Source organism: Phocaeicola plebeius (assembly GCF_003437535.1).
Taxonomy (GTDB): domain Bacteria; phylum Bacteroidota; class Bacteroidia; order Bacteroidales; family Bacteroidaceae; genus Phocaeicola; species Phocaeicola plebeius_A.
In genome coordinates, this window is record NZ_QSQT01000008.1 from 1 (window position 1) to 11,979 (window position 11,979).

General features: G+C 48.0%; 9 protein-coding genes. 5 read left to right on the top strand and 4 right to left on the bottom strand.

Features of this window, described 5'->3' with window-relative positions; translation table 11 throughout:
* Window positions 1–658: 658 nt before the first annotated feature.
* The 4 genes from DXD04_RS16860 to DXD04_RS05255 are packed head-to-tail and all read left to right on the top strand — an operon-like array spanning window position 659 to window position 2,966.
* Window positions 659–757, top strand: a complete 99-nt coding sequence (locus DXD04_RS16860) for a DUF3791 domain-containing protein (RefSeq protein WP_259299523.1) — start codon at window positions 659–661, stop codon at window positions 755–757.
* The gene (locus tag DXD04_RS05245) at window positions 754–1,224 is read left to right on the top strand and encodes a DUF3990 domain-containing protein (RefSeq protein ID WP_117671497.1); all 471 of its coding nucleotides are present in this window, start codon (window positions 754–756) and stop codon (window positions 1,222–1,224) included. Before DXD04_RS16860 ends, DXD04_RS05245 begins: the two co-directional genes overlap by 4 nt.
* Window positions 1,221–1,442, top strand: a complete 222-nt coding sequence (locus DXD04_RS05250) for a hypothetical protein (RefSeq protein WP_117671499.1) — start codon at window positions 1,221–1,223, stop codon at window positions 1,440–1,442. Before DXD04_RS05245 ends, DXD04_RS05250 begins: the two co-directional genes overlap by 4 nt.
* An 18-nt stretch (window positions 1,443–1,460) precedes the next feature.
* A complete protein-coding gene (locus DXD04_RS05255; protein ID WP_117671501.1) occupies window positions 1,461–2,966 on the top strand; it encodes a TrkH family potassium uptake protein in 1,506 nt (501 codons plus the stop codon).
* Between the two features lie 12 nt (window positions 2,967–2,978).
* Here DXD04_RS05255 and DXD04_RS05260 read toward each other — a convergent pair whose 3' ends face one another.
* The 4 genes from DXD04_RS05260 to DXD04_RS05275 all read right to left on the bottom strand — a co-directional run bounded on the left by DXD04_RS05260 (window position 2,979) and on the right by DXD04_RS05275 (window position 10,265).
* Entirely contained in the window at window positions 2,979–3,404 is a 426-nt protein-coding gene (locus DXD04_RS05260) for a hypothetical protein (RefSeq protein ID WP_118431779.1), read from the bottom strand.
* Between the two features lie 361 nt (window positions 3,405–3,765).
* A complete protein-coding gene (locus tag DXD04_RS05265) occupies window positions 3,766–4,653 on the bottom strand; it encodes a carbon-nitrogen hydrolase (RefSeq protein ID WP_007558137.1) in 888 nt (295 codons plus the stop codon).
* A complete protein-coding gene (locus DXD04_RS05270) occupies window positions 4,650–5,687 on the bottom strand; it encodes an agmatine deiminase family protein (RefSeq protein ID WP_117671505.1) in 1,038 nt (345 codons plus the stop codon). The genes DXD04_RS05265 and DXD04_RS05270 overlap by 4 nt, the downstream gene beginning before the upstream one ends.
* A gap of 12 nt (window positions 5,688–5,699) precedes the next feature.
* A complete protein-coding gene (locus tag DXD04_RS05275) occupies window positions 5,700–10,265 on the bottom strand; it encodes a translocation/assembly module TamB domain-containing protein (protein ID WP_117671507.1) in 4,566 nt (1,521 codons plus the stop codon).
* Between the two features lie 257 nt (window positions 10,266–10,522).
* On the opposite strand from DXD04_RS05275, the gene DXD04_RS05280 reads away from it, so the two are divergent.
* Window positions 10,523–11,968 carry a Na+/H+ antiporter NhaC family protein gene (locus DXD04_RS05280; RefSeq protein WP_117671509.1) on the top strand — a complete coding sequence of 482 codons (1,446 nt, stop codon included), beginning with the start codon at window positions 10,523–10,525 and terminating at the stop codon, window positions 11,966–11,968.
* Window positions 11,969–11,979: the final 11 nt, after the last annotated feature.

The following is an 11,979-nucleotide window of genomic DNA, read 5'->3' on the forward strand; positions in this document are numbered from 1 at the left end:
ACTTTGTCAGGAATTAATCTTCAAACTGACAACTATTTTCAGTACACTTCACAATTTTTTACACCTCTTGAAAAACGCCTTTGCGTTCGGATTCAAACGCAAGTGCGTTTTACTTAAAACACAAGTACGTTTTGAATCAAACACAAGTACGTTTTGAATCAAACGCAAGTACGTTTTAGTTGAAACGCAAGGGCGTTTTCGGAGGCTTCCGGAGAGGGGTGAGGGAAGAAATCTTGACGGGTTGTCGGGGTTGGCAGGCATTTTTATAAAGTATATATACGCGGGGTGTGGAACAAGTCTTAAGAGTTATTCCACACCTGTATATAGAAAGTTTGAAAAACCGGTGCCAACCCCGACAACCCGTCAAGCGGCGGCCCGGAAGTGTCACGGTTTCGGAACCCGTTCCTGTGGGGGAGGATACAGCCATGTAGATTTGCGTTTTTCTGTCTGGCATCATTTCTATGGTGTCATTTCTTGTGTTTCCCGATGTGATTCATGAGAATTTTTGTAAATTTGCAATAAAACTATGTCTATGAAATATGATGTGAAGGAAAAATTGGAATGGACGGTTATTTTTCTATTTGAGTTTGGACATAAATATGGGCTGACGATGAAACAGGCCTTTAATTATTTGAGTAGATTTTAAGGTATTGATTTTATTGATAGGCATTATGATTATGTGCATACGCAGTCGTTTACATCGATGGTGGATGATATTGCGGAATATTGCCGTCGACAAGGAGGAGAGTTGGTATGAAATTATATCATGGTATGAATAAGGAGTTTGATAGAATTGATTTGTTGAAATCGAAACCCAATAAAGATTTTGGACGGGGTTTTTATCTTTCAGCTGATTATTATCAAGCGCTTAATATGGCAAATGTAAAGGTTGAGCAATTAGGCTGTGGCTCACCTGTGGTATTAACTTATGAAGTTGAGGAGGTTTGGGAAGGATTGAATGTGCTTAGGTTTGAAGAATATTCAGAAGAATGGGCGAAGTTTATTCTTCTGAATAGAAATAACCCTACAAGTCATCCTGTGCATGGATATGATATTGTGATAGGCCCAATAGCGGATGACCGTGTGGGGGTTCAGCTATGGCGGTATGAAAATCATTCTATTGATTTGCCGACTTTGGTCAGGAATTTGAAATATATGAAAGGTATTACTATACAATACTTTTTTGGTACGGAGCGTGCGATAAGATTATTACAGAGGGTATGAATGAGAAAACAGAAATGATGGCAGACATGATAAAGAAACTTGCGTGTCTTCTGATAGAACAAAATGATAAACTGACATTGGAACAGGCTCTTGCAACTGTTTTTAATTCTGAAATTTATGGCAAGGTAATGAATGAGCGGACTTCTTTTTATACTCAAAGTCCGAGGTATGTTTTTTCTTTTTTGGATGAGGAATTAAAAAAGGGGAAACTTGGCTAGTAAAACACATAAAGCTACATGGAAGATTTTTTATCGACGGCGGTCAATGTAACTGCCAACCGAGGCAATAGTTTGATTAACAGAAAGATGATTCTTCGCATCTTGGGTATCCTGCTCTTTATGGAGGCAATGATGTTTCTGGCATGTGCAGGTGTTTCCTTGTGCTATGGGGAGGAAGACTATATTTATTTTATTTACACGACATTGATTAATATGGCCGTGGGAAGCGGACTGATTCTGTTGGGAAGAGGAGCTGAAAACCGGGTGACACGACGCGACGGGTATTGCATCGTGGCGTTCACGTGGCTGCTTTTCACAGGTTTCGGTATGCTGCCTTTTTATATAAGCGGGAGTATTCCGTCAGTGACCGACGCGTTTTTTGAAACCATGTCGGGTTTTACCACTACGGGAGCCACCATTCTGGATGATATTGAAGCACTTTCGCACGGCATGCTGTTCTGGCGAAGCTTCTCGCAGTGGATTGGAGGATTGGGAATCGTGTTCTTTACGATTGCCGTACTGCCTATCTTCGGAGTGGGCAATCAGGTGCTTTTCTCGGCAGAGGCTACGGGGGTGACGCATGACAAGATTCATCCGAAAATCAGCGTCATGGCACAATGTCTGTGGACGGTATATCTCGTGCTGACTGTGGCAGAAATTGTACTGCTGCTGATTGGTGGCATGGATTTGTTTGATGCCGCATGTCATGCTTTTTCTACGACGGCTACCGGAGGGTATTCTACCAAGCAGGCCAGTGTGGCTTACTGGAATTCTCCTTTTATAGAATATGTGATTGCCATCTTTATGATTCTGTCGGGTATCAACTTCTCGCTGTATTTCATGTGCATGAAGGGGCGTTGCGGACAGTTGTTTAAGGATGGAGAGCTCCGGCTGTATCTCATTTCCATCGGGGCGGTGACACTGATAATTACCGGGGCCTTGTACTGGTATAATAATTATGGACTGGAGGAGGCTTTCCGGAAATCGCTTTTTCAGGTGGCGTCCATTCATACGTCGTGTGGCTTTGCTACAGACGATTATAATATGTGGCCTCCTTTCACGTGGCTGCTGCTTATTTATACGATGGTGGCAGGAGGCTGTGCCGGTTCTACGGCAGGTGGTGTCAAGAATGTGCGTCTGCTGCTTTTGTTGCGTAACGTGAAAAATGAGTTCCACCGGCTGATGCATCCCAGAGCGGTATTGCCGGTAAAGATGAACCGGATGGCGGTGTCACAGCGTACGCTTGCCACGGTGATGACGTTTGTGTTCTTTTATTTTGTCTGTATCTTTTTATGCTGGCTGGCGCTGATGTGCATGGGCATCGGACTGGAAGAATCTTTCGGACTATCTGTATCAAGTATCGGTAACGTGGGTCCGGGACTGGGTGTCTTCGGACCAGCATTTTCATGGAGTGCGCTTCCTGACCTGGCGAAGTGGCTGTTGTCGTTTATGATGCTGATAGGGCGTCTGGAACTCTTCGGTGTACTACTGCTGCTGACTCCGAGTTTTTGGGATAGACGATGAGAAAGAGATAGATTATGATAACATGTATATGTCTCTAAAAAAGTTTTCTATATCTTTTATAGAGAAGGTGTTTTTGTCTAATTCTGTTTTTCTAAGCATTAGGTATGCGCTATTGCGTTCGTCGGTGTGGTGTTCAAATGTTTTTGTACCAAAATAGGTATTGACAATTGTTCGATAGAAACGGAAACGCTTGGTGCATGCTTTGTCTTCTCCCATATTATTTGCTCCAATAAATGCAAAAGAAGAATGTACGTCAGTTTCATAATAATGTTTCATGATGTATATACAACTTAACACTATTCTTCTGGGCTCAAAGTCATTGGTTTGAAAGCTATATTTTTCTTGTAAATGTGCTTGCGACTTCAGGTAGAATTTTATTCCATAAATATGTTTTTCGTATGCTTCTACGTCTACAAGGTAGGTTTTTCCGCTTTTCATAGATTTGAATCTCCATAAATCTATGTGTCGCATTCCTTTACAAGTTGGCGCTTTCCGCATAATAAATACGGAACCATAATAAGGAGGTAGGATTTTCATTAGGGAACGAGGTAAGAATAGACCTGTATTCTGTATTTGGCGTGTTCTTTTTTAGTAACCTTTTTAAAGTTTACCTTTACAGAATCAGGCTTTGTAATTTGTTTCTTTGCTTTTGTATCTGTAGACTTTCCCATATTATTTATCTTTTTTTGCAAAGATAACGTTATTGCATATTCAATGCAAGGATAAAACATTTTTTATAATACAGAAAAAAGGACCACTACCCACAGGTAATGATCCTTTTCTTTATTAACTCAGCCTGTTAGTCAATAAACCGGCGGGTGAGCTGCTCAAATTCATCGATGCGGCGGTCGCGCAGGAAGGGCCACCAGCGGCGGACATTTTCACTGCGGTTCATGTCGATTTCTACCACCATGTTTTCTTCTTTCAGGTTGCTGGCCTGGGCGATGATTTCGCCTTGCGGACCGGCTACGAAGCTGTTGCCCCAGAACTGGATGCCGTTGGTCTGGCCGGAAGGGTCGGGTTCAAGACCTACACGGTTTACGGCGATAACGGGCAGGCCGTTGGCTACGGCGTGACCGCGCTGTACGGTTACCCATGCCCCTAGCTGGCGCATTTTTTCTTCCTGAGTGTCGGTGCTTTCCCAGCCGATGGCGGTGGGGTAAATCAACAGTTCAGCACCTTTCAGGGCCATGATGCGGGCTCCTTCCGGATACCACTGGTCCCAGCAAACCTGCACGCCGAGCTTACCGATGGAGGTCTGAATGGGTTCGAATCCTAAGTCGCCGGGAGTGAAATAGAACTTCTCGTAGTAAGCAGGGTCATCTGGAATGTGCATCTTACGGTACTTTCCGGCGATGCTTCCGTCAGTGTCGAATACCACGGCAGTGTTGTGATACAGCCCGGCGGCACGGCGTTCGAACAGCGAAGTGACCAGCACGATGTGGTAGGCGGCGGCTATCTCACTGTAGAAGCCGGTAGAAGGACCGGGAATGGGCTCAGCCAGGTCGAACAGATTGGTATCCTCTGTCTGGCAGAAATAAGGGGTGTTATGGAGTTCCTGAAGAACTACTAACTGCGCACCGGCCTGTGCCACGGAGGCGATGTTGCGGTGCAGCTTTTCAAGATTCAGTTTGAGGTCGTTCGTACAAGCCTGTTGTACGATGCCGACACGGATAGTTCGTTTCATTGTGCTATTTGGTTTTTTACAGATTCAGGATATTGCATGGTGACGCAGTGGAGAGAACCATGCTGCTTGATAAGCGCACGGCAATCTATGCCTACGATTTCACGTCCGGGGAAGACCTCAGCCAGTACCTGTGCGGCACGGGCATCGTTTTCCGGTTGGGCGTAGGTAGGATAGAGCACAGCCTCATTCATAATCAGGAAGTTGGCGTAGGTGGCCGGAAGGCGTTCGCCGTCTTCGTCATAGATGGCTTCGGGCATGGGCAGCGGAAGCAGGCGGTAGGGGTCGCCATCGAGGGTACGGAAGGTCTTGAGCTGGTCTTCCATGGAGCGGAGGGCACCGTAGTGCTCGTCATCCTTGTCCACGCACTGCACGTAGGTAATGGTGTGGTCGGGACAGAGACGGGCCAGGGTGTCTACGTGGCTATCTGTGTCGTCACCGGCCAGGTAGCCGTAGTCCAGCCAGAGCACCTGACGCAGGTTGAAGCGTTCCATCAGGTAGGCTTCGATGTCTTTGCGCGAGAGGGTGTCATTGCGATTAGGAGCCAATAGGCAGGGGGAGGTGGTGAGTAAAGTACCTTCTCCGTCGCTTTCAATGGAACCTCCTTCGAGCACGAAGTTGCGGCAGTTGATGTAGTCGCCGTTGAGTGCGCCGGTCTTGAACAGATGACTGTTGATGAGGTTGTCCTTATGGGCGGCAAACTTCATGCCCCAGCCGTTGAAGCAGAAGTCGAGCAACTGCGGGTCGGAGTGTTTTTCCAGCAGGGTGATGAAAGCATGGTCGCGGGCCCAGGTGTCGTTTGTAGGACATTTCACAAAAGTAATCTGGTCACGATAGGGGAAGTCGGCCAAGGCTGCCGGAAATTCGGGAGCCACGAGCAACAGGGGCTGGCGGCTGGCTATTTCGGTAGCAAGGCGGACAAAGCAGGTTTCTACTTCATCGAGCATATAGGCCCAGTCGGTATCGGCATGAGGCCAGGTAAGCTGTATGTAGCTTTGTTTGTACCATTCGGCGGGCAGATAATAGGTCTTTTCCATATTCTTGTATAATTATTTTTCGTTTGATTCTCTTTTTTCTCTTGCGGCAGGAAGGGCTTCCTGCGGAAGGTATTTCTGGTCTTCTTTTTCTTTCTGCTGGCTGCTGCGGTTTTTCCGGCGGCGGAGGAACCAGTCGACGAGTTCTTTCCAGTTCATGAAGTCTTTCTTGTACATGATACCAATGCCCTGAGTGGTAAGGGTGGACTTCGTGAAGTAGCGGTCGTTGGTCTGGTTGTATCCGCGCAGACGGAATTCTCCGTTCTTGGTGAGCAGCCAGATGGCTTCAAAGTCGCCCACAAAGTTCGTATTACGCATGGTATTTTCACGGTAACCGAAGTTCCCGTTGATTATCAGTCGGTTGTTCAGCAAGCGTCCGGACAGGATGGCTTCGGCTTCTACGTCACTCCAGCCTTTTTCTCCGGTGGTGAGGTTCGTACCTACGTTCCAGTTCTGGTTGTCGATGACTTGCGAAAGCATGTTGTTCAACTGGCCCGATAGGGTGCTGAAGGCCAATGAACTGGTGGCATCGGTCTGCCCGGTGTTGTTGGCATAGTCATAGGTATAGAACTTGCCGACTCCCAGCAGATAGATAATCTGCGTGTTCATCTGTTCTTCAGTGCTGGTGAGGCTGCGTACCAGTTCGCGGTCTTCCTCGCTCACGGTGGGCAGTTCAAGGCCGAATGTCAGGCTGGGAGACGTGAGGTTACCGCTCAGGTTCAACAGACAGTTCACCCGCACGTTTCCACGTGAAGAAGAAGCGTCGGCTATCAGGTCGTTCAGTGAAGCGGAGTTCACCGTATAGACGGCCTGCACGTTCAGGTTGGCGGCTTTGGGGTCCCCGTTGAAGGATACCACACCTCCGGGCTGCAGGGTGAAGTCTTTTCGGATGACGTTCTGCATACTCATCTTGTAGATTCCTTCAGTAATGTTGTAGTTACCGAACATCTGGAAGTTGCCCTGATTAAAGAAGTTGATGCGCAGGTTGCCGGTTCCGTAGGCAGAAATATAGTCTCCGGCCGAGGGGTCCATGATAATTTTCATGTTGGCGCGTTCGGCAGGTTCTATCTGCAGATTGATGTGGATGGCGGTAGGTGTATCATCGTCATCCTGCTTGTCGGGCTGGTTGAGCGGGTGGTACACTTCGGCTTTGACGGCAGCTTGTTTGCGGCGTGGAGTACGGTCTACGAAGGTGATGAAGCCGGAGTTGGTAGCCTCGGCTGCTGTTCCTAATACGTAGACAAACTCGGTCTGATTGTCGGCGCGAACTTCTCCGTCAACGTTCAGCTGTCCGTCGCCTCCCCGGAGAAATACGTTTCCGGTGGCATAGATATGACCGTAGAAGGGGAATTCCGGAGTTTCCTTTTCAGAGTGGAATACCAGCATGCGGCCGGTATTGAAGCGGAACTGGTAGCTCAGGTTCTTTAATTTGGTATGCCGTAGCTCTCCGTTGGCCAGTCCGGTATGCCCTTCAGTGTCCTGCAAGCGCACGTTCTGGAAACGGAACAAGCCGGAAGCGATGTGTACGGAATCGGCCGAAGCCAGGAAAGTAGCATTCAGAATGTTGACCTTCATCTGCATCTGTGCCTTGACTTTCCCTTCCAAATCAAGCTGGGAGAAGGGGCCGAACAGACGCACGTCGCCATGTACGCTTCCGTTGACATTGCTGAATATATTTTCTACAAAGGGTTGCAGGAAGGAGAGAGGGGTACCTCCGGCCTGGATATGGAGGTCGAGTCCCTTCATCTTGGGCGATACATAGCCGATGACCCGTGTGGTGCAGGCACTGTCGCGGCGGATGTCAGCATTGAGGCGAACGCCTCCCAACTCTTTGTCCCATGAGCCGAGGATGTCGGCGCGTCCTAGCAGGGCATGATTGAGGGAGAAATCTTTCACATCGAGACGGGCTTCCATCACCGGGTCCTCAAGCACGTGGCGCAGGTGGACTTTTCCGCTGATGCCTCCGTCGAAGCGTACGGCATGAAACTGAATCATGTCCATGATGTAGAGCAGGTTGATGTTCTTCAAGTCTACCAGACAGGAGTCAGCTTCTGTTTTTCCCAGTCGTCCGTTGATTTTCAAGTGCTGGTCGCGGTGCTCAAACAGGAAGTCGTGTATTTCGACGCTGTCTTTTGCAATGTCTACAGTAGCCGGATGGATGTTCCAGGTGGTGTCATTCAGAATGACCTGGCTGGGCTGGATGTCCACACGGGTGTGGAGTACCCTTTTCAGACTGTCCTGACGGAAAGAAGCGATGGCGTCAATCTTTCCGCTATAGGTGAGCTGTGTGTTGTTGCCCCAGTAAATGGTACTGTGCAGCTTGTCGTCTTTGGCCCTCGTGATGAGGGAGAAATTGAACATGGCTCCTTTTTTCATTAAGGTGCCGGCACGTAACTGGCACTGCAGTTCGTCGGAACGGCTTTCACACAACAGGGTGCCCGATTCGTAGTATTTCCCTTTATACGTGAATTGAGGAATCGAACCGTTGATGCGCATCTGTGAGAGGCTGTCGTTAAGTTGTCCTGAGAACGTGGCCGGCATCTGCAACTCGAACGGACTGTTCAAAACCTTTGAAAGAAATTCACTGTTTTCCATGCGAAACTGGAACCGGAACTGGTTGTTCAGCTCTGCGGGTTTCTTTCTTCCTTTTTTCGGCTTCTCCTCAGGGAACAGGGATGGAAGATGCTTCCGGATCACTTTCTCCATGCTCTTCAGCAGGGTGTGGTAGGCATATTGTCCTTGTATGGTTCCGGTCAGGAACGGGGAGTCAATGCGTATTTCCTTCTGCTTGGCCTCTGAGGCAAGCTGTGTCGCATCAATCTGCAGGCGGGGAAGGAAGTAGTTTCCTTCTTCGTCGGGCGTGCGAACTGAAAGACTGTCGAGGCTGATTTTTCCCTGGACATCGTCGATGGAATGTCCTGAAAAGTCTGCCGTCAGGTTCAATGATACGTCGGTATCTTCGTATTTTTTCGTCAACTGAAGTTTATGGGGACGAAAATCACGTACTTTTACCCGCAGGTTGAAGTCGGGTACGGCCTGTTGGGTCACGAAATTCCCGTCTACGCTGATTTTACCATTTTCATCGTCGAGTGACAGATGGCCGTTGAAACCGCCCGGCTTGAAATTTCCGTTCAGTGCGATGTGCTGGTATTGGTAGTCATTGTACTCTAAAGAAGAGATTTCTCCTTTGATATGCGATTCTGGCTGATGGTTTCGGTATTGCAGCCCGTTCAGTTCCAGGTCAAAAGAGGTTTTACCCAGTTCTTTTTTCGCCAGCAGTTTGCCAAGCTCAAAATTATGGGTGGAAACTTTTCCGGAATAACTTTTTTGCTGGGTCAGGGTGTCGGTGTGCATGGTCAGATTGGCATTAATCTGTCCCGGTTGGCTTTGCAGGGTACCGTGTGCAGTGATACGGGAAGGGTATCCCGATACATCACCCTGAAATTTAAGAAAGCCCAGACGCTGCAGGATGTCGGGTACAGGTGCAGCGGTACCTTTCAAATTATGTATGAGCCAGGAAATGGCGGTTTCGTCGGCATCAGCCTGTGTGATTTGACCAAAAAAATAAGGCGGTTGTGAAGGATTACTGTGGTCGAGCATTCCTTCTGCATGTATTTCCAGTGCTTTGTGCGGGCTGGAGAGATAGAAATTGGTACATCGAGCCTGTTTTCCTCTTCCATGAAAGGCCAGGTCGATATGCACGGAGTCCTGAAAATGCTGGAGTGCAGGGACAAAGCAGGCGATGTCGGCCGGAGTGACCGAGGCATTCAGGCGACCCATGTAGGTGGTTTGCGTATCTGAAATAAAGTCGGGTGCGGTAAGTTCTCCTGCTACAGTAAATGTGTCGATGTTTACTGTCGTGGCCGGAAGGCTCAGGTTCAGGTCATGCAAATGGATACCTTTGGGGGTAGCTGTGGCCTTCAGCGCAAATTTCTTCAGTTGAAATCCGCTTTGCTCATTGAAACTCATACGGCGGATTTGTGCGTTGAGCGAATCGGTCTGCAAGGCCTTCAAGGAGATGGTTGCCGAAAGTTCGCTGATGCCGATGTGATGAGGATTGAACCGGCGGGGTGTATTGGATTCCGACAGCACATCGTAGTGGATTTGTCCGCGACGGATAAGTACGGAATTGATACGCAGGTCGATGGATTTTTCGTTCTTTGTCGTATCTTTTGAAGCAAAAGTGTCAATCAGGAACTGGCAATTCAGGGGAGCCTTGGGGTGGGCACGGTTCAGGCGGGCATCCAGTCCGAATAGCTGTACACTGCTGATACGGATTTTTCCACGGAAGAGAGAGGGAATGTCAATCTTGACGGAAAAGCGCGAAATGCCGAGCATGTCTTTCTTCTGCCGGTCTTTTATCTGCACGTTCTGGATGACGACGCGGTTCAGAAGCCCTAAGTCTACATTGCCAATGCTGACTTCGGCCTGGGTGAGACGGGTAAGTTCACGGGCAGCATACGTACTGATGCGGTGTTGGACAGCCGGAAGGTTCAGCAGAGCAATCAGACCGAAATAGAATACCAGTGTCGAAATGACCGTGATACGTATGGCTTGTTTTATGCGCGTGGCTTTACTCATTCTTTATTTATGCAAATTATAGACAAATGTACAAATAACCCTCGAAGAAAAGGGTCTTTGAGGGTGTTATTAGTAGTTTTTAAGTTTTGGGTGATGCCCTTTTACGGTTGGTATAAATGAATTGGAAATCTATTTTTATTCATTTCCGTAGCATAAAATGTAAATATATATGGATTTTGTATGGAAAATTGGAAAAATATTCGGAAATTTGCAGCCGTTATTAATTTAGTAATGAAATTAGACTTAAACGGATAAAAATGACGCAAAAAATGAAGATTCCTTCTCCGCTGGTGTCTTTGCTGCCTGTAGCGGTATTGGTGGTATTACTTTTCTTTACGATTCGTCTGTTGGGGGCTGACGCGCTGGGCGGAGGTAGCCAGATTTGTTTGTTGCTGACTACGGCTTTGTGTGCGGCTTTGGGTATGAGCCGGTATGGGGTGAGCTGGAAGGATATTGAACATGCCATTATCAACAACATTGCGGGGGTGAGTTCGGCTTTGATTATCCTGTTGATTATCGGAGCACTTTCGGCAGCCTGGATGTTAGGGGGAGTGGTACCTACGCTGATTTACTATGGGGTACAGATTATTCATCCGAAATTTTTCCTCGTGTCGTGCTGTGTGATTTGTGCAGTGGTATCGGTCATGACAGGCAGTTCGTGGACCACCATTGCGACCATCGGTATTGCCTTGATGGGTATCGGCAAGGCACAGGGTTTTGAAGAAGGCTGGATTGCCGGAGCGATTATCTCGGGTGCATATTTCGGCGACAAGGTTTCTCCGCTTTCGGATACGACCATCCTGGCTTCCTCAGTGACAGATACGCCGCTGTTTACGCATATCCGTTACATGATGTACACCACGGTGCCTTCGGTGGTCATTTCACTGGTTATTTTTACAATAGCCGGATTTTCGCATGAGGCATCAGACAGTTCGCAGATTGCCGTGTTTACTACCGGACTGGCAGAACGTTTTCATATTACTTTCTGGGTGTTGCTGGTGCCGGTGGTGACAGGAATATTAATTGCCCGTAAGGTGTCTTCTATTATTACCTTATTCATATCCACTGCTTTGGCTGTGGTGTGCATGCTGGTTTTCCAGACAGATGTACTCCGTGAAGTGGCCGGTGACGGAGTGAGCGGAGGGGAAGCTTTATATAAAGGAGTTTTGTTAGCTTTATCAGGAAGTACGTCGTTGCAGGCTTCTACTCCTGCATTGACCGAACTGATTGCCACCCGTGGAATGGGAGGTATGATGGATACGGTATGGCTGATTCTCTGTGCCATGTGTCTGGGTGGAGCCATGACGGCCTGTGGCATGTTGGGGAGCATTACGCGTATGTTCGTACGCTTTACGCATAAGCTGGCAAGTACGGTAGCAGCAACTGTAGCTTCCGGTTTGTTCCTGAATCTGGCTACTGCCGACCAGTATATTTCGATTATTCTGACCGGAAACATGTTCAAGGATATTTATAAGAAGAACGGATACGAATCGCGCCTGTTAAGCCGAACAACGGAAGATGCCGTCACGGTGACCAGTCCGCTGATTCCCTGGAACACATGCGGAATGACGCAGGCCACGATACTGAATGTGCCTACACTGGTGTATTTACCGTATAGTTTCTTTAACTTGCTGAGTCCGTTGATGAGTATCTTCGTGGCGTGCATCGGCTTTAAGATTGTACGCTCGGTAAAAAAGGATTAAGAAACAATTTT

Bases quoted from the DNA above. Each gene is read 5' to 3' on its own strand.
- DXD04_RS05265 (WP_007558137.1), bottom strand. From the start codon at position 4,653: ATGAAACGAACTATCCGTGTCGGCATCGTACAACAGGCTTGTACGAAC.
- DXD04_RS05270 (WP_117671505.1), bottom strand. From the start codon at position 5,687: ATGGAAAAGACCTATTATCTGCCCGCCGAATGGTACAAACAAAGCTAC.
- DXD04_RS05275 (WP_117671507.1), bottom strand. From the start codon at position 10,265: ATGAGTAAAGCCACGCGCATAAAACAAGCCATACGTATCACGGTCATT.
- DXD04_RS05245 (WP_117671497.1), top strand. From the start codon at position 754: ATGAAATTATATCATGGTATGAATAAGGAGTTTGATAGAATTGATTTG.
- DXD04_RS05250 (WP_117671499.1), top strand. From the start codon at position 1,221: ATGAATGAGAAAACAGAAATGATGGCAGACATGATAAAGAAACTTGCG.
- DXD04_RS05260 (WP_118431779.1), bottom strand. From the start codon at position 3,404: ATGAAAAGCGGAAAAACCTACCTTGTAGACGTAGAAGCATACGAAAAA.
- DXD04_RS05280 (WP_117671509.1), top strand. From the start codon at position 10,523: ATGACGCAAAAAATGAAGATTCCTTCTCCGCTGGTGTCTTTGCTGCCT.
- DXD04_RS05255 (WP_117671501.1), top strand. From the start codon at position 1,461: ATGGAAGATTTTTTATCGACGGCGGTCAATGTAACTGCCAACCGAGGC.